This window comes from Sulfitobacter sp. AS92, assembly GCF_038900015.1.
GTDB lineage: Bacteria > Pseudomonadota > Alphaproteobacteria > Rhodobacterales > Rhodobacteraceae > Sulfitobacter.
In genome coordinates, this window is record NZ_JBBMQL010000004.1 from 115,871 (window position 1) to 142,800 (window position 26,930).

Genomic DNA, 26,930 nt, shown 5'->3' on the forward strand with positions numbered 1-26,930 from the left:
TGATTTAGCCCGTTGGCATCAAATGGATCTCGCGCACAGCGGCACGGGCGGGGGATTCAAGCGCATGCATCACCGCGGCGGCGACGTCTTCGGGCTGCAATTTGTCGGGCTTGGCTTCGTCAAAGAATGCCGTGTCGACCATGCCCGGAGAGACAACCATGCAGCGCCCGCCCCATTCGGCCATCTCGTCCGCCAGATTGCCGGCAAAACCGTGAATGAACCACTTCGTCGCGCCATAGATCGAGCCTTGGATGTGCACCCGCCCAGCCGCGGAACCTGTGACAACATACTGCCCGGTGGTCTTGCGCAAATGCGGCATGGCGGCATGGGCGGTATAGAGCGCGCCCATGATGTTAAGATCGACCATCGCTTTCCAGTCCTGCGGATCCCCATTCTCGGTGCCCGCGGGGCTGGTGCCGCGCCCAGCATTTGCAAAGGCGGCGTCAACCTGTCCGAAGTGGTCGGCCAGTTTGTTCAGCGCGGCCTTCTGCGCATCGTAATCAGTGGCATCGCCTACCAACACTAGGGCTTGATCGCCGAGTTCGGTTGCAAGATCTTTCAACTTATCTTCGCTGCGTGCGAAAAGTCCGATGTTCCAGCCCGCTTTGGCTGCGGCACGGGCGGTGGCTGCGCCGATCCCACTGGAGGCGCCGGTGAGGAAAAGTGTCTTGGTCATGGGGTGCTCCGTTTGTCTGTTCTGGGACCAACGCGGCGCAGGGGCGATGGGTTCATGTCACAGGTTTAAACGCAACATCTAGCTATGAAAATCTTCTCTACCCAAAACCTCGCGGCTCCCCTATAAGTTTTGACAAGAGGGCCGCGCGCCCCACAAGTGAGGCAGGATGAAGAGGGGGACGGCCCATGCGCTGCCCGTTTTGCGGAAATATTGACACCCAAGTGAAAGACAGCCGCCCGGCCGAGGATCACGTCTCGATCCGGCGCAGGCGGTTCTGCCCGGCCTGCGGTGGCCGCTTCACAACCTATGAACGGGTGCAGCTCCGTGACCTCGTGGTGATCAAGACTTCCGGCAAGCGCGAGGACTTTGATCGCGATAAGCTGGAACGCTCGATCCGCATCTCCATGCAAAAGCGCCCCATTGATCCCGAACGTATCGATCAGATGATTTCCGGCATCGTGCGGCGGTTGGAAAGCATGGGCGAGACCGACATCAGTTCCAAACATATCGGTGAGATCGTGATGGAGGCGCTGGCCCGCATCGACACGGTGGCCTATGTGCGCTTTGCCTCGGTTTACAAGAACTTCCAAGCCGCCGATGACTTTGACAAATTTGTCCAAGAACTGCGGCCCGGCGCCCTTCCCGAAGAGTGACCGGCGATAAGGTGAGCGACGCGCGGTTCATGGCGCTGGCGCTGTCCTTGGGGCGGCGCGGGCAGGGCAATGTCTGGCCTAATCCAGCGGTTGGCTGTGTGATCGTTCAGGGCACCCGGATCGTTGGACGCGGTTGGACCCAGCCGGGCGGGCGGCCTCATGCAGAGCCGCAGGCGCTGGCACAGGCCGGTGAGGCGGCGCGCGGGGCCACCGTCTATGTCACGCTTGAACCCTGTTCTCACCACGGCAAAACACCGCCCTGCGCGCAGGCGTTGATCAACGCGGGCGTGGCGCGGGTCGTGGTTGCAACGCAAGATGATGATGCGCGGGTCAACGGGCGCGGAATTGCGATGCTGCGCGCGGCCGGGATTGACGTTTCGGTTGGCGAGCGCGAGGCCGAGGCCCGTGCCGATCACGCGGGGTTCTTCTGCCGGACCGATTTGGGCCGTCCGATGTTGACGCTAAAGCTGGCCAATTCCTTTGATGGGCGTATCGCCACCGGAACGGGCGAGAGCCAGTGGATCACTGACGCCCCGGCGCGGCGGCTGACCCATGCCATGCGCGCACGACACGACGCGGTGATGGTGGGCGCAGGCACAGCACGCAAGGATGACCCGAGCCTCACGGTGCGCGATCTGGGCGTGGCGCAACAGCCCGCGCGGGTTGTCGTGTCGCGCAGGCTTGATCTGCCGCTGATGGGGCAGTTGGCGCGGACAGCGGCGGATAGTCCCTTGATCTTATGCCATGGTACGGATGCCGACCCGGCGTTGGTGCAAACGTGGTCTGACCTTAGTGCCACGCTGCTGCCCTGCGCCGCGCGTGGTGCGCAACTTGACCCCACGGATGTGCTGCGGCAACTGGCGGGCCACGGGCTGACGCGAATTTTCTGTGAAGGCGGCAGTGCTTTGGCGGCCTCATTGATTGAGGCTGATCTCGTGGACCGTCTGGTGGGCTTTACTGCCGGGCTGGTGATCGGGGCTGAGGGTCTGCCGGGGATCGGCGCGCTTGGCCTCTCGCGTCTGGCAGAGGCGCCGCGCTTTGCGCTGCAATCAAGCCAACGTATTGGGCCGGACCTGCTGCATGTCTGGCGGCGCAACGCGGCAAATTAAGCTCTAACGCCGCCAAAGATGGCTTTGGCTGGCAAAGACGCCTTGTAGCTTTGACAGCAGCCGGTTGCCCAGTCCCACACGGGGTAGGTGACCTGTTGAAAGCCGTTCGACCACCACCTCAACCGGGCAAGGCAAGCCGGTGACTGGATCGCGGTAGCGCGGGTAGTCGATCAACGCGGCGTGAACCAGCCCTTCCAGTGTCACGCGCGCGCGGCGGCGAGGTGGCACATCGCCGTAGTCTTCGGTCAAGCCCCAGCCCGCGTAGAAGGGCGCGCCGAGCGTTACCACCTGCACGCCGCGCAACAGTGCTTCAAATCCTAGCAATGAGGTCATGGTCCAGACGGCGTCAACTTGGCCGAGCAGGGCCATCGGGTCGGCATGGCTTAGCACCATGTCGGCGTCCTGCGCCTCGGTTGCCCCGGTGCGCAGGCCCGCTTCGACATCGGGGTGGGGTTTGTAGAGGATCACGGCGTCTAGATTTCCCGCACGGGCGGCGGCGAGGAGTGCGGCGTTGGTGCGCACCTGATCGGTCCCGGTGAGGATCGACGCGTCATCCTCCACCTGTCCCGGGACGAGGATACGGCGGCCCGCTGGGAGATCGGGGGCTGTACCACCGAGGTTGTATTTGCTGAGCCCCGCGCCGGTCAGCGTATCAATCAACCTACGTGCGCGGGCATGTTGATCTGGGCGCAGATCAGCGCGCTTTTCGATCCATTTTTCTAAGCGGCTTGGCCCTTCGGGATCGTAATAGATGCCCAGATCATCGCAGACCAGCGACAGCGCCGGAACCAGTTCGGCGCCCAGCCCCCGCGATCGCAGAAACCCGTCTTCGACCCGCAGTGCGCCTTCGGGGGCGGTGTTACCCTTACTGGCCCAGACCATGGCGCGGCGCAGTGCTTCGGGGGGGGCAGTTGGGCCTTTGCGGAAGCGGACCGGTGTGGGCTGGCCAAAGAACTGTTGCAGCGGGCGGCGTTTCCACAGGCGCATGCCCCATGCGTCCCACCCGTGGTGATCTTCGCGCCAGGCGCGGGCCTGAGCGGCGAGCGCGTCGATGGCGGTTTCCAACTCGCAAAGCGTATCGCGGTAGGGGTCGTACCATGTGGGATAGAGGATCATCGCCGCTGCAAAGAGCTGCGCGCGGGTGAGGCTGCGTTGGCGGCGCTGAACGGGGAATTCATCGACGGTCAGACCCCACCCCGCATAGAACGGCTGGCCAAAAACGCGCGGCTTGTGGCCGGCAAAGATCGCCTCGAACCCCATTTGCGATGACACGGTATAAACGCCGACGGCCCCCTCGAACAGGGTCCACGGGCTGATGGGGTCCGTTAACAGGGTGATGCGGTCGTTGGTGTCCTCCGGCCCGAAATGACCGGGGCGAAACCCCTGTGCTGTCTCGGGATGGGTCTTGATGATGACCCGCGCGCCGGGGTGCTCCTCCTGTGCGAAGACCAGCATCTCCAGAAACCGGCCACGATCCGCGCCCGAGGCGGTGACAGAGGCATCGCCGCGCGTCTGATCGATCACAAGCACATATCCGGGATCGGGCGCGGGCATATTAAGGTCAAAGCCCGCGTATTTCGTTAAGTGATGCTCGGCCAATTGCGCCATGCCGCCGCGCGCGCGGTTCAGCAAGGCGCTATCATCAAGCGGATGATGGGCCAGTAACTCCTCAAGGTCCGAAGGCTGCGCAGGGTCAAAATGCGCGCCGCGACTGTCGATCAATAGACCCAAGGGCGGCTCGCCCGCGCGGCCCGGATGCAACGAGCGCAGCCATGCATCCTCAATCCTGATCACCGGCACCTCGCGTTTCGCAGCAACGGCCAATCCGCGGTGCGCGGTAGGTGAGTTGCCCCAAACCGCAACCGCATCGCCCGGGCCGGGCAGGCCGATGCGCAGGGAATGGCCGGAAAGTTGCAAAATACGTCGCAGGCGGCGCTGCGTTAAAAAGCCGCCGTTATATACGAAAAGCCGCCGGCTCCTTTCGGGACCGGCGGCGGGGAATTGGTATGGGTCAGCTTCAAAGGCCACCGGCGTGGATCAGCCGCTGGTGAGCGATGAGATGCTGTCGGCCGAACTTGCCGTGCCGGTGATGGCCGAGATTACCTTGCTCCACTGGGTGAAGGGAGCCTCGGTGACATAGATCGTGTCGCCATCACGGATCACAAAGTCACGGGCCATGAACATGCCGTTGGGCTTGGTCAGGTCGGTGACATAGACCATACGTTGCGCGCCGGTCAGGTCGGAGCGGCCCAGCACCTGTTCTGCAACTTCTTCAGGCTCGTTGCGGAAAACAAAAACGCCGGTTGGGTCAGCCGAGATCGGGCTTAGCCCGCCAACCTGTGCGATGCCTTCGAGCAGCGAGAGGTTCTGCGATTCAAAAGGAACGCGCGCCTGTCCGCCGGTCGCGCCAAGCGCTGTGAAAGAGCGTGTATCCTCCTCAACCAAGATACGGTCGCCGGGGCGTAGCGCGATGTCCAACTCAGGGTGGTCGTAGAGGTCTTGGAACCAGATTTTGCCGCGCTGGCCGTTCCGGATCACGGTGACCTGCGCGATTTCGGGGATGATGGTCACACCGCCTGCGCGCGCCAGCATGGCGGCAAGTGTGCGGGTGGGGCGCTCAATCGGATAAACGCCCTGTGCCCCGATGGAGCCGATCAGCGATACGGTTGAGCCGTCACCGGCTGCGCGGCGGACTTCAACCTGCGGGTCAGGCGTTTGTTCGCCCAGTTTCTGGGTGATGATGCGGCGGATCGCTTCGGGCGTGTTGCCCGCGGCGCGGATACGGCCTGCGTAGGGAATAAAGATAAAGCCCGCGCCATCGACCTGCACTTCTTCAAGCAGGGTGGCGGGCGCGCCTTCGACGCCCAAAAGCGGATCGTCGACGTTCTCATAAATGGTAATGCCAAGGATATCGCCCGGCTGGATCGTGTCAGAGCCGACCTGGCCCGCGCGTTTGAAACTTTCAGAGAAACCGAGCGCCGGGGCCACGGCGATCGCACGCGTCACCCGGTCGTTCACGGCGATGACAAAAGCATCCCCTTCGCGTTGCACGGAACCTGCGTAAATTTGCCGTTTGTTCGGCCCGACCTGTGGCAAACCACAAGATGAGATGACGGCCAATGCCGCCAGCGCTGCGATGGGACGCGCCCACCGGTATGATACGGATTTCACTGCCCGGTCTCCTCGACCTGAATTTTCTGCCTCGAAATCGTCAATTGTCATGACGTATTACTTTGCAACTTAGCGCAGCCTTTAGAAAAAATCTACAGGCCGGAATGGGTTAACTCAGGTTACGACCCGCAACTGTTGCCGAGGGGCCGCGGTGCCTTGTTCAAGTGCGTCGTAGGGGTCTTCGGCAGAGAGCATCATATCGACCACTTGGCGCAGCAACTGTCGCCGCCCGCGCGCGGCATAGAAACCGCCCGGAACCTGCGAAGTTTCAAGCAGATAGCGCCGGTAGTCCTTATAGGCGCGGTTGTCAGGGCGGCTGGCGGTGGCAAAGAATTCTGGCAAAGGCTGGTCTGAGACGAACTCAGGCTGGGAATAGACCGCGCTGCCAAAGACTTTGAGCGGAATACCACGCCAGAGCACCTGTTGCCCTGCGGTGGAATTCACCGTCACGGCGCTGCGTGTGTCATTGAGAAGCTGTGCCAGCTTGCCGCCGCGCACGAAATGCACCCGGTCAGAGACACCATGCGCCCGCGCCAGCCGTTTGACATCACGCTGCACCGGCGCGCGGCCATCCTCCAGCGGATGGGCCTTGATGACGAGATGATGGTGTTGCGGCGCGCCATTGGCGAAACCTTCGATCACCAGTTCAAGGAAATCGGCCATCGTGTTGAAGGGGGAGTGTTGCTGAAAAGAGGAGTCGTGCTCCAGCTGCAGCAGCGCCAGATGATAGGGGAAGCCGCCCAGCCGGATCTTGAGCGTGGCAAGCAGACGGTCGGCGGCCAGCACAGGCATCAGCAAGAGGCGCTTGAGGTAGAGACGGAATTCCTTGGTCACCGGCAGGCTGCGATGTGGTTTGAAATTGCGATAGTCGCCGTTTCGGAACATTACGAACCAATGGTAAAGCGCGCCGTAAAAGATGTGATGCCGCATGTCGCCCCAATGACCCGGGGGCAGGGGGGCTTCCATGTCAGAGCGGGCCAAAGCGGCCTGCATCTGTGGAATGGTCATCTCCATCAGACGAGAGTTGCCGTTCGACCCGCCGCGCTCATAGGTGACCCAATAGGGCCGCATATAGCCTTCCTCAAAGACATGCACGGTGATGCCGCGGCGCTTGGCCTCGGCCACCGCTTCGGCGTGGATGGGGCGCGTGTCGCCGTAGAGCACGATGTCGGTGACCTGCTTTTCGTCCAGCAGGGTCGCGAAAGTCTGCGGCCAGTCCTCGACCGTGCCGCGATAGGCAATGTAGGTCGACGGATGAAACCAAAAGGCCCGGTCGCCCGCGTTAAATCCCACGCGCCAAACCTCCGCGCCCGCACGGCGCAGCATCTTGCCCAGACTGTTGAAGAAAGGCCCATGCGGGCCTTGCAGGAACAGGAAGGTGCGGGTGGGGGCGGCGGTCACGGTCATACGGGTCCTAAGTCGGCGTGGTTTACCCTTAACCACCATATAATAGGGGCGACAATGTGGCGTCACCCGCTCTTGCCTGTGGCGGTGCGCGGGTTTACCACTGCGCCAAACTGCAAAGGAGCCTACCCCATGTTCACCGGCATTATCACAGACGTTGGCACCGTGACCAAGCTGGAGCAGGAAGGCGATCTGCGCGCGCGTATCCAGACAGGCTATGACACTTCTGGCATCGACATGGGGGCGTCTATCGCAAGCGACGGGGTCTGCCTGACGGTAGTGGGGCTGGGAGATGATTGGTACGAAGTGCAGATCAGCGCCGAAACGGTCGGCAAGACCAACCTTGGCCAGCATTGGGCCGAGGGGCGCCGCGTGAACCTTGAGCGTGCGTTGAAGGTGGGCGATGAGTTGGGCGGGCATATCGTGTCCGGCCATGTTGATGGCGTGGCCGAAATTATTGAGATGAAAGATGAGGGCGACAGCACCCGCGTGACGCTTCGCGCGCCAAAGGAGCTTGCGCGCTTCATCGCGCAAAAGGGCTCAGTCGCGTTAAATGGTACATCGCTCACAGTAAATGACGTCGACGGCTGTGATTTCGGCATCAACTTCATTCCGCATACCAAAGAAGTCACCACTTGGGGCGATGCGAAAGTGGGGGATCTGGTCAACCTCGAAATCGACACGCTGGCGCGGTATGTGGCACGTCTGAACGAGATGTGACGCAGCGCCCTTCGGGGCACGCTCTGGCCAAGCGGCGCAGGTCAGGCTATGAGCCGGGCAACAGATAGATGGAAAGCAGCCGATGCAATTTGACACACCCGGACCGGTCGAGACAGGGCTGAGCGACGCGATTTCTCCGATCGAAGACATCATCGAAGACGCGCGCCAAGGCCGCATGTTCATTCTGGTGGACCACGAGGACCGCGAGAATGAAGGCGATCTGGTGATCCCGGCGCAGTTTGCCGATGCCGCGGCGATCAATTTCATGGCGACCCATGGGCGCGGGTTGATTTGCCTGCCGATGACCTCGGCGCGGGTTGATCATCTGGGCCTGCCGATGATGGCGGTGAACAATTCATCCCGGCATGAAACCGCCTTTACCGTCAGCATCGAAGCGCGTGAGGGTGTCAGCACAGGCATTTCTGCGGCAGACCGTGCGCTGACCGTGGCAGTGGCAATCTCGGAACAAGCTGGCTCGGCAGATATCGCGACCCCCGGCCATGTCTTCCCACTGCGTGCCCGGGATGGTGGCGTGCTGGTGCGGGCAGGGCATACCGAAGCGGCGGTGGATATTTCGCGTCTTGCGGGGCTGCACCCGTCGGGCGTGATCTGCGAGATCATGAAAGACGATGGCGAAATGGCCCGTCTGCCTGATCTGTTGGAATTTGCGGCTGAGCATGGCCTCAAAATCGGCACGATCAGCGACCTGATCACCTACCGCCACAAACATGACAACTTGCTGGTGGAGCGTGACAGCCGCACCGTGACCTCGGCCTATGGTGGCGACTGGCAAATGCGTGTTTTCTCTGACGAAATCACTGGCACTGATCACGTGGTGCTGACCAAGGGCGATATCTCTACCCCCGAGCCGGTGCTGATCCGGACCCATGCGATCAACGCGCTGGAAGATATCCTCGGCCTTGGCCCCAGCCCGGCGGACGAATTGCCCCGCGCGATGCAGATCATCGCCGACGAAGGGCGCGGTGCCGTTGTCCTGTTCCGCGATCCCTATCCGCGCCTGCGGCTGGATGCCGAAGATGACGAGCGTCCGCGCACCATCAAACGCACCGGGCTGGGCGCGCAGATCCTGTCGTCCATGGGCCTGCATGAGCTTGTCCTGCTGACCGACAATCCCGACACGCGCTATCTGGGCCTTGATGCCTATGCGCTGGAAATCGTGGGCACCCGGCCCATTACCACGGAGTAAGACCATGGCTTCCGCTGAAGAACACACCATCCTGCCGCGCCCCGCGTTCGACGAACCGGTGAAGCTGCTGATCGTTGTCTCGCCCTATTATTCGGACATCGCGAACGGCATGTTGACCGGGGCCAAGACCGAGCTTGAAGCCGCCGGTGCGACCTATGAGGTCATCGAGATGCCCGGCGCGCTGGAGATCCCCACCGCCATCGGCATTTCCGACCGGCACAGCAACTTTGATGGCTACGTTGCCCTTGGCTGCGTGATCCGGGGCGAGACCACGCATTACGAGACGGTCTGCAACGACAGCAGCCGCGCCTTGCAACTGCTTGGCCTGCAAGGGCTTTGCATCGGCAACGGTATCCTGACAGTCGAGAATAAGAAACAGGCCGAAGTCCGCGCCGACCCCGAGGGGCAAAACAAAGGTGGCGGTGCGGCGGCTGCAGCCTTGCATCTTATCGCACTCGCTCGTAAATGGGGCCGCCAGAGCAAGGGCATCGGGTTCAAGCCATTCGGGCAGGACACCTTGATTGCCGGCGACACGGACGGATCAAACATCGCATGACCAGCAACGCGCTTTCGGGCAATCAGAAACGTAAGATGAAGTCGGCCTCGCGGCTCTATGCCGTGCAGGCGCTGTTCCAGATGGAGCATTCCGCGCAGACGGTAGATGTCGTGCGTCACGAGTTCATCGACCACCGTTTCGGTGCTGTCTATGAGGGCGACGAGATGCAAGAGGGCGATGTGGATCACTTCTCTCGCGTGCTGGAAGATGCGGTGAACTATCAGGCGCCGATCGACCAAATGGCCAACCGCGCCATCGTCGCGAAATGGGCCATTGCCCGGATCGACCCGACGCTGCGCGCGCTGTTCCGTGCGGCGGGCGCTGAGTTCCGCCATGATGAGACGCCGCCGCGCGTGGTGATCAAGGAATACGTCGACGTGGCCCATGCGTTCTTCCCCGAAGGACGCGAGCCGAGCTTTGTGAATGCCGTGCTTGACCACATGGCACGCGAGGCTCGTCCCGAAGCGTTCTAAACGCCGGGACGCGACCGGCCCAAGGACCAAGCCAATCAGATCAAATCGCAACGAAGGGGGAGTGACGGGAACCGCACCTGCCGCTGCTGTTTTATATTCCCGAGGACCTGTATGTACAGGTGGGCGCCAGGTAACCGAACCAGGGCTCGGACAGAGCCAGCTCCCTCGGATTTGCTTAAGGCCACTGGAATGTAACGTTCACGAACAGGGCAGAACCCGTCTACCCCGATGTAGGTGGCGAGGGGGGCTGCGGCAAGGGGGCGTCTGTAGATTTAGGAAACTTCTCTAGGCGGTTTATTCCTCAGGTGGAATAAAACCGTAGCGCCGCAACTCCTCGGGCAGAAGAACGTAAATCTCATCGGGCGGCGTCACCAGCGCATGCTGCATGACCAGCGGGTCGATTCCCATGTCGTCTAGATAGCGCATTACCTCGCCCTGGCCGCGCTGGATGTCCTCTACGGCGACAAAGGCAGGCAAGAGCGTGCTTTTGCCGAAGTAATGTTGATGCACACCCACAGAGGCGCTATCTGGTACCGTGCGCGTCTCACCAGCTGCCAGCAGATAGGGGCAAGCGGAATAGCAGATGTCCCCGTCGCGCAGCGCGGTGTTAAACCCCTCGCGGCGCAGATGGCGGCCCAGTTCAAGCGCATCGCGCACGGATCCGCCGGGGGAGTTGAGATAGAGCTGCGCAGGCGCAGGCGTAAGCTCAGACAGTTGTTTGACGATGCGTTCGGCATCGCCCGCTTCAATCGTCCCTTCCAGCAGTGCCGCACGCCCGCCAGAAACAGGCGTCAAGACCAGCCGGTTGGGCAGTGCGGTTTCGGGCATCGGCTGGCCGGGGCTTGGGGCGCGTTCGGGGCGGAAGCGACGTGTCTGATCACCGGGGCGGATGGGCTCTGTCAGTTCTGGCGCTTGCGGGCCAAACCCCGGTAGACGCAGCCCTTCGCCCAGATCCCCCCAGAACAGCAGCACCGCAAGGCTAAGCTGGAAGATCAGCACGCCAATCAGCACCCGCCCAACAATGGGCGGCTTGCGTGCAGTGCCGAGGTCTGGGGGCGCGCTCTCGCTCATGTGCTTTTGATCGGTGTAACGTGGCCGGGCGTGTCTTCACGCCTGTCGGCATCAACGGGTTGCTGTGGCGCAGGGGCGGCGCGTTTGTGCGCGGGGCTTTCCTGCATCGCCGCGTCCACATCGCGCACAGCGGCCAGCGCGGCGCGCAATTCAGCAAGGGTCAGCGTGTCTTCGACGGCGGCCCCTTCGCGGCCCGAACGGATCGCGCCGTGGGTGATGGCGAGGATCATCACCAGCACGGCGGGCAGCAGATCAATCGCGATCGCCCCGGCCCAAGAGGGGACGAAGTTGCGCGCATAAAGGATCACCGCATCGGCGCTGGAAATGGGCGTGTAGGTGGTGTCGGCGGCGGGGGGCATGGATTGCACGTCTTGCGCGGCGCGTTCCAGCGTGGCGGCGCGTTGGGCCAGCACTTCTAGAACCGAGGTGATCGTGGCCCCTTGGGCACCACGTTGCTCTTCGCTGCTGCCATCAAGTTCGGGCAGCACGACAGAGGCTGAAAGATCCTGCGCTGCGCGTTCCACCAATGGGGCGACGGAAAGCTGGCGTAGCCGCGTGATAAGCCCCGCAAGCCGCACCGCTTGTTCGGAAAACTCGACCGAGCGGGCCTCAACCGGGCCGGGTTCCACCGTGAGCGCGCGCATTCGGCTGAGGATTTGGTTTCCTTCGGAAAAAGCATCATTCACCAGCGGCGTCTGAGTGGCGATCTGCGCTTCTAACCCCGAAAGCTCTGCTGATTTCTGCCGCAGCACCCGAAACACCGCGCCGCGCCCGGCAAGGCCCGACAGGCTGCCTGCTGCCTCTTGTTCGCTGAGGTCTTCGAAACTTTGACGTACACGTGCAACATCGCGTTCAAGGCCTTGAGCAGAAAGAGCAATTTCATGGCTTCTTTCCAGCGCGCCTTGATAATCTTGCACCGTTTTAGCCAAATGCTGCTCTACTGCCGCTGACCCGGCAAGCGCCGCCGCGTTCAGCCAGCTCGACATCGCGATTATGGCGAGAGAGCCAAGGCCCATCGCCCCTAAAAGCCCCATGCGGGCGCGGGTGGTGCGAACGGCGGGAAAGAGGCGCAAAAGGTAAGACCAGAACACGAAAATTCCGACCGAGACCGCCACCGAATAAGCAATCGCGGCAAAGGCCGACATGGCACCATTGTCATCCAAAAGAGAAGAAACACCGAGGTACGTATAGATGCCCGAGGCCACAGCCAGCACGCCAAGCGCTGTGCCCGAAAACGTGTCGAGCCATGTCAAATGGCCTTCCAACTCACGCGCATAACGCACCCCGCGCGCCTGCGTCTCACTCATCGGTTCGCGTTGTGCCATGGAATCCCCTCGCTTTGCTTGTTTCAAGATAGGGGGCGGTGGGGGAATTACCAAACTTTCCGGCCTAGCCTCTTGCGGATGTTCATGAAATGTTCATATTTGTCCCTATGATGGAAACAGACATACGACAGTTTCAACCCGGCCAGCTGTTGGCCCGGGGGGTGATGCGGCATCTGGCGGACTTGGGATTCGCCTGTGTGGAAGAATTAGTGCCAACGCGCGGTTTGCGCGTGGATGTTATGGCCCTTGGTCCCAAGGGGGAGGTTTGGATCGTCGAATGTAAATCCTGCCGCGCCGATTTTAGGGGCGACGCAAAATGGGAGGGCTATTTGGAATGGGCTGATCGTTTCTTCTGGGCTGTCGACAGCGATTTTCCAGTCGATCTGCTGCCCGAAGAAAGCGGTCTGATCATCGGCGACGCCTATGGCGCTGAGATTGTGCGGATGAGTGATGAGACCAAGCTTGCGCCTGCGCGGCGCAAGGTGATGGTGCAAAAGTTCGCGACCCATGCCGCCCGGCGCCTGCATCGGCTGCGCGATCCGGATATGGCGCTCAACTGGTCATAGGGCTGAGCTGGCGCTCGGGGGGAGGCTTAACGGCCCTTTTTGCCCGCCCGGCTTGCGGCTGCCATAATTTCTTCCGCGATCTCGCGTGCCTCATCCGGGGTGAAGTCCATCGGGATTTCGATGCCATCGCCTTCAACAAAGAGACGGACCATCCCTTTGTCGGTCGGGCCGATTTGCAGGTTTGCTTCGATGTCGCGTTCTGTGTCGATGCCCATGTGAGCCTCCGGTTTGGTGGGGCTTATCGCTAGCGCGGCGCGGGTTGAAAGGCAAGTGATCTTGCGGCCATGCTGGGACATGGAAGATATTGAGATTCGCACATTCGGCGGAAGCGACCGGGATTGGCTCATTACCCAGCATCGGGAGCATTACGCCAAGGAAGAGGGGTTCGACGCCAGCTTTGGCACGCTCGTCACCCAGATCGTCGACGATTTTCTAATCAATCATGACCCCACTTGCGAAAGAGGCTGGATTGCCCATCGCGGGGGCCAGCGGCTGGGGTCGATCTTTTGTGTGAGGCTAAACCCGCATCGCGCAAAGCTAAGGCTTTTTCTGCTAAGGCCCGAAGCACGGGGGCATGGATTGGGCCAACGAATGCTTCAGAGCTGCATGGGGTTCGCCCGTGATCAAGGCTATGAGGCGATGCAGTTATGGACCCACGAATCCCACCGCGCGGCGGGTAGGCTTTATGCGCGGAGTGGCTGGCAGCTTATCGATAGTCGCTCAGTTAATTCGTTCGGCAAAGCCAACGTCGAACAGACCTGGGAAATTCTGCTCTAAACTGGCAATTCTTCTGCGCCTCAGGCCTTGCATTCCTCCGCCGCGGGCGCTAAATCCGCCCCAGTGCCGCCTTAGCTCAGTTGGTTAGAGCGCTTGATTGTGGATCAAGAGGTCCCTGGTTCGAGACCAGGAGGTGGTACCATTAACCTTTTATCGCCGATCTCAATTGCAAAAGCAGTCGTGCTGCTGGGCGCAAGCTCATTTGTGCATCCGCCTTGAATTGCTCGGACGTGAACAGCTTCCTTTTTGGAACAATCGCACACCTCTCCCGTTGGTTCTTCAGCAAGAAGATGAAGGAGAAACACTATGAAGAATCTTACAGTTAGCGCCGTTGCATTGACCCTCGCAGGTACAGCCGCATTCGCGGAGGCCCACATGACCGACTTCTCCAAGGTCGACAGCATGGCGATGAACGAGATGCGCGGCGACTTGATCCGCACGCGGGATATCACTGGTGGCGAAATCTACACAGTGAACGAAGCAAGCGACGAATGGTCCCCGAATACTGCTTATAACGGTATCGATTCCGGTTGGAATGAAATCGGTGAGATCGAAGACATCATTCTGTCCAAAGACGGCCAAATGGTCGGGATCGTGGCAGAAGTCGGTGGTTTCCTCGATATCGGCGATAAGCACGTGATGATTTCTGTGCCAGATGTGAACTTGGTGGCTGTGGACGACACGACTTATGCCTATGTCACGCGCCTGAACGAAGAAGAACTGGAAGCGCTGCCGAGCGTTGACGAAGGCTTCTGGGATTAAGACCTACCTCGAGGCACCCGCCTTTAAATTTGCAATCCCCGGTTCGGCATACGCCCGGACCGGGGATATTTTCTTACTTTAACTTCATCACGATGCATGTGGTGGAACCTGTGGCATAAAGCTTGCCATCCTCAACACCGCGAATTTCTCCGTGAGCCACGCCCGTAGAGCGGCCGACGTGATCGATCACACCGGTGCAGTCGATCTCCATCCCGACAGGCAGACCGCGCAGGATGTTAATCTTGTATTCTAATGTCGTGTAGACCGAGCCGCGCGGGACCTTTGTCATGATCGCGCATGCCATCGCCGAGTCTAGAAGTGTACCATACCACCCGCCGTGGACCGTCCCCATGGGGTTGGTCATGGCAAAGCTAGGCGCGCCTCGGAAGACGACCTGACCGTCTTTGACTGAATGCAGCGTATAGCCCATGGTTCCGCCAATGGGCGGGCCGGGGTTGGTTCCGTCGAGGATCGCCTGCATGAACTCAAGCCCCGAGAGTTTCAGAGCCTCAGATTGTGAGAGAAGATCGGCAGGGCTTTGGGCAATGCGGGGCATATTTCTTTCCGGCAGTTAATCGCTGCCAAGGATACGCCCGGCGGAGGCAGGGGCAAGCCCCCGCCTTCCGAGAGTGTCGCTTACGCGACGTCCGAAAGATCGACCTGCGGGGTCACGCCAATTGCACGGCAGACATCGCGGGTAAGCTCGGCACGGTTGAGCGTGTAGAAATGCAGCGCATCGACGCCTTCGTCGATCAGATCGCTGCACAATTCGGTGCAGAGGGCTTGGGCCAGCAAGTCATGGCGGTCATCGCGGATCGCCGCCTCATAGGCTTGATCGACCCACTCGGGGATCGGCGTGCCGCATTTTACAGCGAACTTGCGGGCTGAGGTCCAGTTGACCACCGGCAAGATGCCCGGCGTGATTGGCTTGTCGATGCCCGCTTTCACACAGGCATCGCGGAAGCGCAGAAAGGTGTCGGCCTCAAAGAAGAACTGCGTCAACGCTTCGTCCGCGCCTGCGTCAAACTTGCGCTTCAGCCAGTCGATATTGGCCTGTTGGTCCGCCGCTTCGGGGTGCGGGTCGGGGTATGCGCCGACGCGGATGGTGAATTTGCCTGTCTTGGCCAAGGCTTCGATCAGCTCACAACTGTCGGCGAAACCTTCGGGATGGGGTTGGAATTTATCAGTGCCCGCCTGCGGATCGCCGCGCAGGGCGACGATGTCTTTGATCCCCGCTTCGGCGAATTTATCCGCGACTTCCATGGTTTCCGCACGGCTAGCGCCAACGCAGGTCAAGTGCCCGGCGACCGGCAGGCCAGAGGTGCGATGCAAAACATGCGCCGAATCATGGGTAAGATCGCGTGTCGTGCCGCCCGCGCCATAGGTAACGGAGAAAAAGCGCGGGGCCAGCGGGGCCAGCGCCTGAGCTGCATCCCACAGTTTAAACGCCGCGCCGACGGTGCGGGGCGGAAATACTTCGAAGGAGACGGCAGGCGTGGTCATCAGGAGATCCTTTTGGCGGTTTCACGTCTTGTCTCATATTCAGCGCTGTGAGACAAACTCATAACATTCATCTTGAACATGAGTAATGCCTCACATGCACATTGAGTTCCGTCACCTACGTACAATCAAGGCCATTCACGAGGCGGGCGGGCTTGCCCGCGCGGCGGAGCAGATGAATATCACGCAATCGGCGTTAAGTCATCAGGTGAAGGGGCTGGAGGATCAGGCCGGGGTCGAGCTGTTCGTGCGGCGATCCAAACCCCTGAAACTCTCGCCTGCGGGGCAGCGTTTGTTGAAGCTCGCCCAGCAAGTGTTGCCGCAAGTCGAGGCGTTGCAGGATGAATTCTCGGGCCTGCGGGCGGGCAGCACCGGCCGGATGCATATCGCCATCGAGTGTCACGCCTGTTTCGAGTGGCTTTTCCCGGTGTTGGAGCAGTTTCGGCGGCATTGGCCGGATGTGGATGTGGATATCCGCCCCGGTTTGGCTTTTGACGCGCTGCCTGCACTGTTGCGCGAAGAGGTGGATCTGGTTGTGTCTTCGGACCCCGAAGAACTACCCGGGGTCGAGTTTGTCGAACTCTTTGATTACAATCCCGTATTCGTCGCATCTCAGAGCCATCCTTTGGCTGAGAAGCCTTTCGTTGAGGCGGCGGATTTTCGCGGTGAGACCCTCATCACCTATCCGGTGGAACGCTCGCGGCTGGATGTATTCAGCCAGTTGTTGATCCCCGCCAAGGTTGAGCCTGCCGCAATCCGGCAGGTCGAGTTGACGGCGGTGATCTTGCTGCTTGTGGCCTCTAATCGGGGCGTGTCGGTGCTGCCCGATTGGGTGGTGCGCGAGGTGAAATATTCCTCGGATTACGTGACGCGGCCACTGACAGAGCATGGCATTACGCGCCGGCTCTATGCGGCGGTCCGCAAAGATGATTTGGGCAAGCCGTTTATGGAGCAACTCTTGAAGCTCGCCGGGCAAGAGGCGCGAAAGCTGCAATTGGCGTGAACCTAAGCGGCAGGGCCGGGGTTGAATGCGCCGTCCCGCAGGGCGGAACGGCGCATCTTATCGCGGCGGCTATCACTTCACCTTAACGATCGCCTTGCCGGTGTTCCCGCCATTCAGCATGTCGATGAACGCCTGAGGCGCATTTTCCAGCCCCTCGGTGATGTCTTCCTTCACCTTCACACGTCCATCCGCGACCATCGGGGCCACTTCGCGCTGAAACTCTGGCATCCGGTTCCAATGGTTTGAGATGATGAAGCCGCGCACGGTGAGAAAGTTTACCAAGATTGTGCGCCACAGCCGCGGCGCAGTGAGGCCGGCCCCTTCGGCATCAGCGCCAAGCCCGCCCGCATTATACCACGCGATCATACCGCAAAGCGGGATACGGCCATGCGCGTTCATCAGCGGCAGCACCGCGTCGAGCACCTTGCCGCCGACGTTTTCGTAATAGATATCAACGCCATCCGGCGCGGCCTCCTTTAACGCGGCGCGCAGGGACTTGGCGTCGTCATAGGCGCGGTGATCAAGGCAGACGTCAAAGCCGAAGTCGCGCGTGGCGATCTCGCATTTCTCAGCCCCGCCCGCGATGCCGACGATGCGTAGCCCTTTGGCCTTGGCCAGCTGACCCACGATTGACCCGACAGGCCCCGTGGCTGCCGCGACGACAAGCGTCTCACCCTCTTTCGGCTGGCCGATTTCGTTAAGACCGTACCAGCCTGTCAGCCCGGGCATCCCCAGTACGCCAAGCGAGGCGGTGATCGGCACGCCTTCTGCATCGACTTTCTGGCACTGCTTGGCCGGGGCAACGCCATGGGTCGCCCAGCCAAAAGCGCCAAAAGCAAAATCGCCGACCTCAAAGCTCGGATCATTGGACGCGATCACCTTGCCAACGCTGCCGCCTTCCATCAGACCACCGATGGGCACCGGCTCCGCATAGGATTTCGCGTCATCCATCCGGCCCCGCATATAGGGGTCGAGCGACATGTAATGTACTTCGACCAAGATCTCGCCGTCACCGGGCTGGAGCACATCCGCACTCTCAAGGCGGAAATTCTCCGGCGTCGGCGCGCCGTCGGGGCGGCTGGCAAGGACGATTTTTTGCATCTGGTCGGACATGGGGTTTCCTTCGTGCTGATTGCTACGGGTCCAAGGTGTCACCTTGTGGTTCGAAAACAACCCGCACGCTGCGTAAGAATGGCCCGGCGGCTTAGGTTTCTGCCCCCTTGGCAATTGCGCGCTTGCGCCCTATACGTCCCGCCTTATCCATCAAAGGGCGCGAACAATGATCGGCAGTGCGAATCTTAACATCATGATCAAAGCAGCACGCAAAGCGGGGCGTGCATTGGTCAAGGATTTCCGCGAGGTCGAGAACCTTCAGGTCTCGGTCAAAGGTGCAGGCGATTTCGTGACCAAAGCCGACATTGGCGCTGAGAAGATCATCAAAGACGACCTGATGGGCGCACGACCCACTTACGGCTGGCTGGCCGAAGAGGGTGGCGAGGAAGAGGGCCAAGACCCCACGCGCCGTTGGATCGTTGACCCGCTGGATGGCACAACGAACTTTTTGCACGGTCTGCCGCATTGGGCTGTCTCCATCGCGTTGGAGCATAAGGGCGAAATCGTCGCCGGGGTGGTTTTCGACCCCGCCAAGGATGAGATGTTCTTTGCCGAAAAAGGCACCGGCGCTTGGATGAACGAGAGCCGCATGCGCGTGTCTGGCCGCCACCGTATGATTGAATCGATCTTTGCCACGGGCCTGCCTTTCGGGGGCCGTGCCGATCTGCCCGAAACGCTTAAGGACTTGGGCCGCTTGCTGCCCGTCTGTGCCGGTGTGCGCCGCTGGGGTGCTGCGTCGCTCGATCTCGCTTACGTTGCCTCGGGCCGATACGATGGGTTTTGGGAGCGTCGTTTGAAGCCGTGGGATGTAGCCGCAGGCATGTTGATCGTTAAAGAGGCCGGCGGCCTTGTTGAGGCGATCCGTCCAGAGCGGAATATCCTGGAGCATGGTGAGATCATCTGCTCGAACGAGCCGATCTATTCGACCTTTGCCAAGACGATCCGCGGCTGATTATTCGATCGGGATCGTCTGGCGCAGTTCGCCGGTCAATTGGTCGAAGATTAGAATCGTGTCAGCATCCGTTACCACCGCATACCAGCCGCGCCCTTGTGTAAATGCTTGGGCGCTGCTGCCATCGGGCAGGGTGATCGCGCGCGGCATTGTCGGCCCTTGATCGCTGAGGCGGGTGACAAGCACGAAGATCAGCACTAGAACCCCGCCAATCATCACGACGGTCAAGACCGTCACCATCCGCCGCAGAAACCGCAGGTTTGCCGGTTCATCAGGGTTGTCCGTGTCCATGTCTCACCGCCGCATCGATTTCATTCTGGGCGATAGCCCGCCCGCCCGTCTTGATAAGGCGCTGGCGCGCGATGTGCCAGAGGCCGCGAACCTGTCGCGCACCCGATTGGGTCGATTGATCGAAGAGGGGGCCGTGACCGTGGACGGTGCAGTTGTGCATGATCCGCGTGCCAAGGTAGCAGAGGGGCAGGTGGTGCAGATCAAGGTCGAAGAGGCCGCCGAGAGCCACATTCTGCCTGAAGATATCCCTTTGTCTGTGGTGTTCGAAGACGACGACCTGATCGTGATCGACAAACCTGCCGGCATGGTGGTGCATCCTGCGCCGGGATCGCCGTCGGGCACGCTGGTTAACGCTTTGCTCGCACATTGCGGCGATGATCTCTCAGGCGTGGGCGGCATGAAACGGCCCGGTATCGTGCACCGGATCGATAAAGATACGACTGGCCTGCTGGTCGTCGCTAAATCCGACGCGGCGCATCATGGGCTTGCCGCGCAGTTCGAGAAACATACTGTCGAGCGGTATTATCAAACCCTCGTCTACGGTGTGCCAGATGCCAATGACCCGCGCTTGCGCGGTGTCAAAGGCGCGTCGTTTGAGGCCGGGAATATCCTGCGCATGACCACGCAGCTGGCGCGGCACAAGACCGACCGTCAGCGCCAAGCGGTGCTGTTCCAAGGCGGGCGTCACGCCGTGACGCGCGCCCGGACGATTGAGCGTTTCGGCACGCCGCCCGTGCTGGCGCTGCTGGAATGTTGGCTTGAGACGGGCCGCACCCATCAGATCCGCGTGCATATGTCCCACGCAGGTCACGGGTTGGTGGGCGATGCGACCTATGGCGGGCGGCGCAAATTGGCGAAGACGGCTTTGCCTGAGGCGACCGCCGACGCCATCCGCGCTTTCCCACGTCAGGCCTTGCACGCGGCTGTTCTGGGGTTTGAGCATCCTGTGTCCGGCGAAAACCTGCGGTTCGAAGCGCCTTTGCCATCGGATATGGCGGCACTGCTGAACCTGCTGCGCGATGGGCCTGTCGCGCCATCGGCATGACCCCGCCGCCCTAAGGAACCGCTGCGGCTGTGGGTACGTTCTGTACACAGAAGCTGTGCAATCCTGAACAAAAGCGTGAACGCTTCTGTCTTGAAAGCACGGCGGGGGCCGACCATATTGTATGTTAAGAGAAATAACATAGGCCCCAACCTAACTGGGGAAAGGGACAAGACATGGCAAATTATGCAAATCTGCCCGCACCGACACCGGAAGGCGGGCTGAACCGCTATATGCAAGAGATCCGCAAGTTCCCCCTACTGGAACCTGAGGAAGAGTACATGCTCGCCAAACGGTGGGTAGAAGAGCAGGATACAGAAGCGGCCCACCGGATGGTCACCTCTCACCTGCGTCTCGCGGCGAAGATCGCGATGGGATACCGAGGCTACGGCTTGCCGCAGGCTGAGGTCATCTCGGAAGCGAACGTGGGCTTGATGCAGGCGGTGAAGCGCTTCGACCCGGAAAAAGGCTTCCGCCTTGCGACTTATGCGATGTGGTGGATTCGCGCCTCGATCCAAGAATATATTCTACGGTCGTGGTCACTGGTAAAGCTCGGCACGACCTCGGGTCAGAAAAAGCTGTTCTTCAATCTGCGTAAAGCCAAAAACAAGATCGGCGCGCTGGAAGAAGGCGACCTGCGGCCTGAGAATGTGACGGAGATTGCCACTCAACTGGGCGTGACGGAAGCCGAAGTTGTGTCGATGAATCGCCGGATGTCTGGCGGGGACGCATCGCTTAACGCGACTGTCGGCTCCGAAGGCGAGGGGACGATGCAGTGGCAGGATTGGTTGGAGGATGAAGATGCCGACCAAGCTGGCGACTATGCAGAGCGCGATGAGTTGGAAACCCGCCGCGAGATGTTGGCCGATGCTTTGGATGTGCTAAACGATCGTGAAAAAGACATCCTGACGCAGCGGCGCCTGTCGGACGAAACGGTCACGCTTGAAGACCTGTCTACACAGTATGACGTGAGCCGGGAACGCATCCGCCAGATCGAAGTGCGCGCTTTTGAGAAATTGCAAAAGCGCATGCGCGACTTGGCCAAAGACAAAGGGATGATGGCTGCAACTTAAGCCATCTACCTGTTTGATGATGAAAGCCCCGTTTTAGCAAGCGGGGCTTTTGCGTTGCAGCTTAGCTCGGTTGGCACAGCCTGCCTTCGATCGCAGCAATCTGCGCGAAGCCTTCGGCCAGCGTGCCGTGCTTCATCGCCCGCGCGGCGGATTGAAGTAACTCACGAAGGTGATCAATTTGCGGTCCGGACGCGGCGGCATGATCGCGCACCGTCCATCTGATTAAGCGCCAGTAGGCCGCGCGAAATGCATCGCTCAGGATCGGGTTTTCGATCATTTCTGCCAAAGCCGCTAACAGCCCTGCGCGCGCTTCAAAGAAGTCTTCGGCGCGGTCTAGCTGGCTGATGTCCATTATCCCTAAAATTCCAACCACCGACATGAACTGAGATGGCGGCGCGGCGTGGGCGGATGCACATTTGGCCACAGCCTCGATAATCGCGACCGCGGCGCAGATATCGTTGGCGCGTTTGCTCTCGTCCAAGGGGGTAACGACCGAGCCGACACCTGACTTCACAGCGATCATACGTTCATAGGCCAGCCGTTGAAGCGCCTGTCGGACAGGTGTGCGAGAAACCCCAAAACGCTGCGCCAAAGCCACCTCATGCAGCATACCGTCTTCGATATCTCGGCCGAGACAGATATCAGCGCGAAGCGTTTCGGCAATCATGTCGCTGGATTTAACCTGCTGTAGCATTGTTCCCATCCTTCGTCCTAATCGCAGCTTGCCTCGTTAACATGTATACAGGTACTGATGCGGACACTCAATTTATTTGGATGATAATATGCTTGTTGATGCACCTGCTTTCGATCCCGAGTTCACATCGATCCGCGCTGTTATCCCGACGCCACGTGGGGGGCATCTGGCTATGACGGGCTTTCCGGGGCTGCTGACCCATGTCGACGGCACGCCCTATCTTGACCCGCAACAGATGACGGAAACCCTCAAAGGACTACGCGCCGTCGGTGCCCGGCAGTTTTTAGTTCTCACCGAAGAAGCAGAGCTTCCCAATGATGCATTTGCACTAATATCTGATACTTCTCAGCAGGTTGGCCTAGAGATACAATTCGCGGCGATCGAAGATTTCAATGTTCCGGGGGAGGCGTTCCTGCGTCGGTGGCCCGAACATCGTGCTCGGTTTGAGCAAGCGCTGGACGCGGGAGAGGCCGTCGCTCTGTCCTGTCAGTATGGGGCGGGCCGCAGTGGGCTTATCGCGGCATGGCTGCTAATGGGGGCAGGGCTGCCTGCAGCCACAGCTGTGACATTGGTGCGTGAACATTTTGATGAGGCAATTGAAAACCAACTTCAGGAAAACTGGCTTCTAGACAAAGATAAAGTCTCGTAAAGCGCGCAATCGGCTAAAATTCGTGAAAATAATATCTCGAATTATACGAACGCCCCATTGTCGGCAATTTCTTGCCCCATTCTTGTCACAATTGGCAGCGACAACATGTATACAGCTTGGGTAGAGCGCGACGCCTTCAAGGAACAGCAACCACCCAGAAGAAGGGAAGCCACAACGGACGACGAGAGAAGAGGATCACACATGTTTATCAGCCCTATCGCCCAAAAATCATCTGCAAAAATCGCCACCCTCACCGCAGGGGACATTATCCGGCGCCGACGCACCTATGATCCCGTTCTCGTCTCAAGCCCGCTCGATGCACATACTTTGGCCTATAAGGTGATCGAAGCGCGCTTTCTGAGTGTCCGTTACGACCGTGACTTCGGCAAGGTCGAGGCGATGGTTGAAGTGACCTATTCGTCCCATCCTTCAGCGCCCCCACGCACCGTTTGCTTGCTCACCAGCGTGCCTTCGCGCGGCATCGGCCAGCGTCAAGAATTTCGCCAACGGCTCGTGCAGAGTGCTGTCAGCATATCCGTCATGTTTGACCGCCTGAATAAAGGGGATACCGCCCTGCGCGCTGCATAATCTACGGCCCCAATGCCTAACAACTGCACCCCCTTTTGGGGGTGTTTTTTTATCGCCGATCAATTCAATCGGGCCCGCAGCACCCGCAGCATGTTTTGCCCCATGACCTTGCGGATTTGAGTTTCGGTCAGGCCGGCGTCCATTAATGCCTGTGTCAGCGCGGGCATCTCCGAGGTGTCAAACGCGGTGGCAACCGACCCGTCGAAGTCAGAGCCAAGCGAGACATGATCGATCCCGACCACCTCAACCGCTTTGACAATCATCTTGGCGATCCCGGCTGGCCGAATATCGCCGCAGGCGACCTCGTCCCAATAGCCCATGCCAATCACACCGCCCGTGGCGGCGATCTCTTGCATCAACGCATCGGGGAAGTTGCGTTTGACATCGCAGTGCGCGCGGACGCCTGTGTGGCTGACGACCAGTGGAATGTCCGTTATTTCAAGCACATCACGTGCCACCTGAGGGCTGGAATGGGCCAGATCAAGGATCATGCCGCGCTTGGCCACCTCTGCCACCACGGCGCGGCCAAAATCGCTTAGCCCGTGATTGCCTTGCCCGTGAAGCGATCCGCCAAGCTCATTGTCAAAAAAGTGATGCAGCCCGATGACACGGTGTCCGGCGGCTTCGATCAGGTCGAGGTTTGCCAGGTCCCCCTCTAGCGGATGTGCGCCTTCGATGCCCAGTATGCCGCCGACAACTGTCTTGCCAGCTTCGCGGTCCGCCAGCAAAGCCTCAAGATCGGCGCGCGTGCGGATGATGCGGAATGCGTCGGGCATGGCCGCTTCGACCTTATGCAACCGCTCCGCCTGATAAAGCGCGCGCTCGAGCAGGCTGTTCCACGTACGGATCGGCCAAAGTTGCCCGACCGCCAATGCGGTGATGTTGTCGAAGGCTTGGGCTGAGTTGTTGTCGTAATTCTGTCCGGCGGGAGATTTGGTAACAGCGGTAAAGACTTGCAGCGCCACGCCGCCTTCGATCAGCCGGGGCACATCGACCTGACCATAATCCCCCCGCTGGGTGAGATCGCGGTTCCACAACAAGGGGTCGGCGTGCCAATCGCCGACGATCAGCTGGTCATGCAGGGCGCGGGCGGCATCAGACACGGGGTAGGGATCATGCGCAGCCACCGCATTGCGGGACTTTTCGACAAAAGCTGGGGCGAAGGCAAAAAAACCGATGACCGCCAGCAAAACGACCGCCAGCAGCCCGGCGAGGATGATCTTGATAATGCGCATGTCCCGTCCCATCTGATAAATTGAGCGAAGCGTAGACTCCCGCGCAACGCGAATAAAGCGTGACGTGAGGGGCGCGGGAACCATATCAATCAAGATCAAGCGGTAATTCCCTAACTGGAGGGCGTGACATGGCAGGTGGATGGGCGCGCGACGGCGCTGTAAGCGAGCAGATTGAAGCGTCAATCTCGGACGAACTGGCACGGATGAAGGCCCGCCGTGCGCAGGTGGGCGAAAGTCTGACCCATTGTGCCGAATGTGAAGAGCCGATCCCCGAAGCGCGGCGCATTGCGTTGCCGGGGGTAAAGCTGTGTATCGACTGCGTGCGAGAGCGTGACAGCCAAAAGCAGATGCGTGGCGGGATCAATCGGCGTGGATCGAAAGACAGCCAGCTAAAATAGGCGCAGCTGCTTTGGCCGACGGAGTGCGGCAAGGGCCAACCTGTGGCCCTCACCAATCTGTGGGCGTGGCGTTATTCCATCGCCTCAAGCTCATCGATCATATCCGAGATCATTGAAAGACCTTTGTCCCAGAATGCAGGATCAGAGGCATCAAGACCGAAGGGCGCCAAAAGCTCTTTGTGATGCTTTGATCCACCCGCTTTCAACATGTCGAAGTACTTGTCTTCAAAGCCTTCTTCACCTGCGGCATAGACCGCATAAAGCGCATTCACCAGACCGTCGCCAAAGGCATAGGCATAGACATAGAAGGGGGAGTGCACAAAGTGTGGGATATAGGCCCAGAAGGTCTCATAGCCGTCCATGTACTCAAACGCAGGTCCAAGGCTTTCTGCCTGCACCGACATCCACAATGCGTTGATGTCATCTGGTGTCAGCTCGCCCCCGCGCCGTGCTTCGTGCAGTTTGCATTCGAAATCATAGAAGGCGATCTGGCGCACGACTGTGTTGATCATGTCTTCGACCTTGCCCGCCAACAGCACTTTACGCTCAGCTTGGGTTTTGGCTTTTTCGAGCATCTTGCGGAAGGTGAGCATCTCGCCGAAGACAGATGCCGTTTCGGCCAAAGTCAGCGGGGTCGAAGACAGCATTTCACCCTGGTCGGCGGCCAGCACCTGATGCACCCCATGGCCCAATTCATGCGCCAACGTCATCACGTCGCGCGGTTTGCCCAAGTAGTTCAGCATCACATAGGGGTGCACGTTGGTCACGGTGGGATGCGCAAAAGCGCCCGGTGCCTTGCCCGGTTTCACGCCCGCGTCGATCCAGCCCTTGGTGAAGAAAGGTTTCGCAAGTTCGCCCATGCGCGGGTCAAAGGCAGTATAGGCCTCCATCACAGTGTCTTCGGCCTGCGCCCAGTTGACCACTTTGGGGTCTTCCATCGGCAGCGGCGCGTTGCGGTCCCAGACCTGCATCACGTCGAGGCCCAGCCACTTGCGCTTTAGCTCGTAGTAGCGGTGGCTGAGCTTGGGGTAGGCCTCGACCACTGCATTGCGCAGGGCTTCGACAACCTCCGGCTCCACATGGTTGCTCAGGTGCCGCCCGGTCTGCGGTGTCTCCATCCCGCGCCAGCGGTCCATGACCTCTTTCTCTTTGACTTGCGTGTTGTGAACGCGGGCAAAGGTGCGGATGTTTGCGCCCAGCACCTCGGCCAGTTCACGTGCACCCGCCTCGCGCTTGGCGCGGTCGGGGTCGGTCAGCAGGTTCAACGTGCCTTCGATGGTCAGCGTCTCGCCGTCGACCTCAAACTCAAGCCCGGCGATGGTCTCGTCGAACATCCGCTCCCATGCGTCACCGACCACGCCCAGATCATGAAGGAATTTTTCCATCTCGTCGGACAGTTGATAAGGTTTCATCGCGCGGATGCGGTCAAAGACCGGCTTGTAGCGTGCCAGATCGGGGTCTTGGTTAAGCAGATCAGCCAGATGATCGTCGGGCAGCTTGTTCAGTTCCAGCGTGAAAAACACCAGCGGCGTCGTGTAATCAGTGATCTTTTCTTGCATGTCAGACATGAACTTGGCCCGACCAGAGTCCGTCGTCTGCTGGTAATACCGCAGGCCAGCGTAGGACATGATGCGCCCCGCGACCTGATTGATTTTCTCATTGCGCAGCACACAGTCGAGCAGCCCTTTGGCATCCAATTCGGCCAGTTTGCCTTCATAATCAGCGGCAAAGCTCGCGCAGGCTTCCTCCAGCCAGTCCAGATCGCGTTTAAGCTCCGCGGCGTCCTCACTGGTGTAAAGGTCGCTCAAATCCCATTCCGGCAGATTGCCGAGGTCTTTTCCCCCGGCGCTGGCGTTGGCATCGTAAAGCGGGAAGGGAAGCTGAAACATCGGTGTACCTCTTTTGCGTTTCGTCACATCTAT

Annotated in this window: 30 protein-coding genes, 1 tRNA gene and 1 other RNA gene; 17 read left to right on the forward strand and 15 right to left on the reverse strand. The window is 60.1% G+C overall.

Annotated elements, in window-relative coordinates; all coding sequences use genetic code 11:
- Positions 1-4: 4 nt before the first annotated feature.
- Entirely contained in the window at positions 5-676 is a 672-nt protein-coding gene (locus WNY61_RS09575; RefSeq protein WP_342851233.1) for an SDR family oxidoreductase, read from the reverse strand.
- A gap of 185 nt (positions 677-861) precedes the next feature.
- Here WNY61_RS09575 and nrdR point away from each other — a divergent pair, with 185 nt between their 5' ends.
- Both nrdR and ribD read left to right on the forward strand, forming a co-directional pair.
- On the forward strand, positions 862-1,329 hold the full coding sequence (gene nrdR, locus WNY61_RS09580; protein ID WP_007120727.1) for a transcriptional regulator NrdR: 468 nt from the start codon (positions 862-864) through the stop codon (positions 1,327-1,329).
- An 11-nt stretch (positions 1,330-1,340) separates the two neighbouring features.
- Complete coding sequence (gene ribD / locus WNY61_RS09585; protein WP_342851234.1) at positions 1,341-2,438, forward strand: bifunctional diaminohydroxyphosphoribosylaminopyrimidine deaminase/5-amino-6-(5-phosphoribosylamino)uracil reductase RibD; 1,098 nt, start codon at positions 1,341-1,343, stop codon at positions 2,436-2,438.
- 3 nt (positions 2,439-2,441) lie between these two features.
- Here the strand turns inward: ribD and WNY61_RS09590 are convergent, their stop codons facing one another.
- The 3 genes from WNY61_RS09590 to WNY61_RS09600 form a co-directional block, all read right to left on the reverse strand.
- The gene (locus tag WNY61_RS09590; protein WP_342851235.1) at positions 2,442-4,466 is read right to left on the reverse strand and encodes a capsular polysaccharide biosynthesis protein; all 2,025 of its coding nucleotides are present in this window, start codon (positions 4,464-4,466) and stop codon (positions 2,442-2,444) included.
- 9 nt (positions 4,467-4,475) lie between these two features.
- On the reverse strand, positions 4,476-5,609 hold the full coding sequence (locus tag WNY61_RS09595; protein WP_050770437.1) for a polysaccharide biosynthesis/export family protein: 1,134 nt from the start codon (positions 5,607-5,609) through the stop codon (positions 4,476-4,478).
- Positions 5,610-5,723: 114 nt separating this feature from the next.
- Positions 5,724-7,016: a capsular biosynthesis protein gene (locus tag WNY61_RS09600; RefSeq protein WP_342851236.1), complete on the reverse strand. Its 1,293-nt coding sequence runs from the start codon at positions 7,014-7,016 to the stop codon at positions 5,724-5,726.
- 129 nt (positions 7,017-7,145) lie between these two features.
- Between WNY61_RS09600 and WNY61_RS09605 the strand changes: the two genes are divergently transcribed.
- The 4 genes from WNY61_RS09605 to nusB all read left to right on the forward strand — a co-directional run bounded on the left by WNY61_RS09605 (position 7,146) and on the right by nusB (position 9,969).
- Positions 7,146-7,733 (forward strand): riboflavin synthase, encoded by a 588-nt coding sequence (locus WNY61_RS09605; protein WP_342851237.1) that lies wholly within the window; start codon positions 7,146-7,148, stop codon positions 7,731-7,733.
- A gap of 82 nt (positions 7,734-7,815) precedes the next feature.
- Positions 7,816-8,940, forward strand: coding sequence for a 3,4-dihydroxy-2-butanone-4-phosphate synthase (gene ribB / locus WNY61_RS09610; protein ID WP_342851238.1), 1,125 nt, complete (start codon positions 7,816-7,818; stop codon positions 8,938-8,940).
- 4 nt (positions 8,941-8,944) lie between these two features.
- Positions 8,945-9,496: a 6,7-dimethyl-8-ribityllumazine synthase gene (locus WNY61_RS09615; protein ID WP_342851239.1), complete on the forward strand. Its 552-nt coding sequence runs from the start codon at positions 8,945-8,947 to the stop codon at positions 9,494-9,496.
- Positions 9,493-9,969: a transcription antitermination factor NusB gene (gene nusB / locus WNY61_RS09620; protein ID WP_007120719.1), complete on the forward strand. Its 477-nt coding sequence runs from the start codon at positions 9,493-9,495 to the stop codon at positions 9,967-9,969. Before WNY61_RS09615 ends, nusB begins: the two co-directional genes overlap by 4 nt.
- A 64-nt stretch (positions 9,970-10,033) precedes the next feature.
- Here nusB and ssrS read toward each other — a convergent pair.
- The 3 genes from ssrS to WNY61_RS09635 all read right to left on the reverse strand — a co-directional run bounded on the left by ssrS (position 10,034) and on the right by WNY61_RS09635 (position 12,365).
- A non-coding RNA gene (gene ssrS / locus WNY61_RS09625) (6S RNA) lies at positions 10,034-10,188 on the reverse strand.
- A 75-nt stretch (positions 10,189-10,263) separates the two neighbouring features.
- Positions 10,264-11,040 carry a hypothetical protein gene (locus tag WNY61_RS09630; RefSeq protein WP_342851240.1) on the reverse strand — a complete coding sequence of 259 codons (777 nt, stop codon included), beginning with the start codon at positions 11,038-11,040 and terminating at the stop codon, positions 10,264-10,266.
- Entirely contained in the window at positions 11,037-12,365 is a 1,329-nt protein-coding gene (locus WNY61_RS09635) for a hypothetical protein (RefSeq protein ID WP_342851241.1), read from the reverse strand. Before WNY61_RS09635 ends, WNY61_RS09630 begins: the two co-directional genes overlap by 4 nt.
- Positions 12,366-12,475: 110 nt before the next feature.
- Here WNY61_RS09635 and WNY61_RS09640 point away from each other — a divergent pair, with 110 nt between their 5' ends.
- Positions 12,476-12,931 (forward strand): MmcB family DNA repair protein, encoded by a 456-nt coding sequence (locus tag WNY61_RS09640; RefSeq protein WP_342851427.1) that lies wholly within the window; start codon positions 12,476-12,478, stop codon positions 12,929-12,931.
- A 26-nt stretch (positions 12,932-12,957) separates the two neighbouring features.
- On the opposite strand, the gene WNY61_RS09645 is transcribed toward WNY61_RS09640, so the two are convergent.
- Positions 12,958-13,146 (reverse strand): DUF6324 family protein, encoded by a 189-nt coding sequence (locus WNY61_RS09645; RefSeq protein ID WP_342851242.1) that lies wholly within the window; start codon positions 13,144-13,146, stop codon positions 12,958-12,960.
- Between the two features lie 79 nt (positions 13,147-13,225).
- Between WNY61_RS09645 and WNY61_RS09650 the strand changes: the two genes are divergently transcribed.
- The 3 genes from WNY61_RS09650 to WNY61_RS09660 all read left to right on the forward strand — a co-directional run bounded on the left by WNY61_RS09650 (position 13,226) and on the right by WNY61_RS09660 (position 14,470).
- Positions 13,226-13,708, forward strand: a complete 483-nt coding sequence (locus tag WNY61_RS09650; protein ID WP_342851243.1) for a GNAT family N-acetyltransferase — start codon at positions 13,226-13,228, stop codon at positions 13,706-13,708.
- A gap of 65 nt (positions 13,709-13,773) precedes the next feature.
- A tRNA-His gene (locus WNY61_RS09655) sits at positions 13,774-13,850 on the forward strand.
- A 164-nt stretch (positions 13,851-14,014) separates the two neighbouring features.
- Positions 14,015-14,470 (forward strand): PRC-barrel domain-containing protein, encoded by a 456-nt coding sequence (locus WNY61_RS09660; RefSeq protein ID WP_342851244.1) that lies wholly within the window; start codon positions 14,015-14,017, stop codon positions 14,468-14,470.
- Positions 14,471-14,543: 73 nt separating this feature from the next.
- On the opposite strand, the gene WNY61_RS09665 is transcribed toward WNY61_RS09660, so the two are convergent.
- Positions 14,544-15,026 carry a PaaI family thioesterase gene (locus tag WNY61_RS09665; RefSeq protein ID WP_342851245.1) on the reverse strand — a complete coding sequence of 161 codons (483 nt, stop codon included), beginning with the start codon at positions 15,024-15,026 and terminating at the stop codon, positions 14,544-14,546.
- A gap of 80 nt (positions 15,027-15,106) precedes the next feature.
- Entirely contained in the window at positions 15,107-15,973 is an 867-nt protein-coding gene (gene metF, locus WNY61_RS09670; RefSeq protein WP_342851246.1) for a methylenetetrahydrofolate reductase [NAD(P)H], read from the reverse strand.
- Positions 15,974-16,067: 94 nt separating this feature from the next.
- On the opposite strand from metF, the gene WNY61_RS09675 reads away from it, so the two are divergent.
- Entirely contained in the window at positions 16,068-16,973 is a 906-nt protein-coding gene (locus WNY61_RS09675) for a LysR family transcriptional regulator (RefSeq protein ID WP_342851247.1), read from the forward strand.
- Positions 16,974-17,045: 72 nt separating this feature from the next.
- On the opposite strand, the gene WNY61_RS09680 is transcribed toward WNY61_RS09675, so the two are convergent.
- Complete coding sequence (locus WNY61_RS09680) at positions 17,046-18,086, reverse strand: NADP-dependent oxidoreductase (RefSeq protein ID WP_342851248.1); 1,041 nt, start codon at positions 18,084-18,086, stop codon at positions 17,046-17,048.
- Positions 18,087-18,252: 166 nt separating this feature from the next.
- Here WNY61_RS09680 and WNY61_RS09685 point away from each other — a divergent pair, with 166 nt between their 5' ends.
- A complete protein-coding gene (locus tag WNY61_RS09685) occupies positions 18,253-19,038 on the forward strand; it encodes an inositol monophosphatase family protein (protein WP_342851249.1) in 786 nt (261 codons plus the stop codon).
- On the opposite strand, the gene WNY61_RS09690 is transcribed toward WNY61_RS09685, so the two are convergent.
- Positions 19,039-19,329: a DUF6476 family protein gene (locus WNY61_RS09690; protein ID WP_007120704.1), complete on the reverse strand. Its 291-nt coding sequence runs from the start codon at positions 19,327-19,329 to the stop codon at positions 19,039-19,041.
- Here WNY61_RS09690 and WNY61_RS09695 point away from each other — a divergent pair.
- Positions 19,328-20,374 (forward strand): RluA family pseudouridine synthase, encoded by a 1,047-nt coding sequence (locus tag WNY61_RS09695; protein ID WP_342851250.1) that lies wholly within the window; start codon positions 19,328-19,330, stop codon positions 20,372-20,374. The two genes, WNY61_RS09690 and WNY61_RS09695, sit on opposite strands and share 2 nt — an antisense overlap.
- 173 nt (positions 20,375-20,547) lie before the next feature.
- Positions 20,548-21,444, forward strand: a complete 897-nt coding sequence (rpoH, locus tag WNY61_RS09700; RefSeq protein ID WP_342851251.1) for an RNA polymerase sigma factor RpoH — start codon at positions 20,548-20,550, stop codon at positions 21,442-21,444.
- A gap of 61 nt (positions 21,445-21,505) precedes the next feature.
- On the opposite strand, the gene WNY61_RS09705 is transcribed toward rpoH, so the two are convergent.
- On the reverse strand, positions 21,506-22,138 hold the full coding sequence (locus WNY61_RS09705) for a GntR family transcriptional regulator (RefSeq protein ID WP_342851252.1): 633 nt from the start codon (positions 22,136-22,138) through the stop codon (positions 21,506-21,508).
- A gap of 88 nt (positions 22,139-22,226) precedes the next feature.
- On the opposite strand from WNY61_RS09705, the gene WNY61_RS09710 reads away from it, so the two are divergent.
- The gene (locus WNY61_RS09710) at positions 22,227-22,787 is read left to right on the forward strand and encodes a hypothetical protein (RefSeq protein WP_342851253.1); all 561 of its coding nucleotides are present in this window, start codon (positions 22,227-22,229) and stop codon (positions 22,785-22,787) included.
- Between the two features lie 105 nt (positions 22,788-22,892).
- Positions 22,893-23,375: a hypothetical protein gene (locus WNY61_RS09715; protein WP_342851254.1), complete on the forward strand. Its 483-nt coding sequence runs from the start codon at positions 22,893-22,895 to the stop codon at positions 23,373-23,375.
- A 59-nt stretch (positions 23,376-23,434) separates the two neighbouring features.
- Here WNY61_RS09715 and WNY61_RS09720 read toward each other — a convergent pair whose 3' ends face one another.
- Positions 23,435-24,610, reverse strand: a complete 1,176-nt coding sequence (locus WNY61_RS09720) for a dipeptidase (RefSeq protein WP_342851255.1) — start codon at positions 24,608-24,610, stop codon at positions 23,435-23,437.
- Positions 24,611-24,738: 128 nt separating this feature from the next.
- Here WNY61_RS09720 and WNY61_RS09725 point away from each other — a divergent pair, with 128 nt between their 5' ends.
- Positions 24,739-25,008, forward strand: a complete 270-nt coding sequence (locus WNY61_RS09725; protein WP_342851256.1) for a DksA/TraR family C4-type zinc finger protein — start codon at positions 24,739-24,741, stop codon at positions 25,006-25,008.
- A 71-nt stretch (positions 25,009-25,079) separates the two neighbouring features.
- Here WNY61_RS09725 and WNY61_RS09730 read toward each other — a convergent pair whose 3' ends face one another.
- Positions 25,080-26,897 carry a M3 family oligoendopeptidase gene (locus WNY61_RS09730; protein ID WP_342851257.1) on the reverse strand — a complete coding sequence of 606 codons (1,818 nt, stop codon included), beginning with the start codon at positions 26,895-26,897 and terminating at the stop codon, positions 25,080-25,082.
- Positions 26,898-26,930 lie beyond the last annotated feature (33 nt).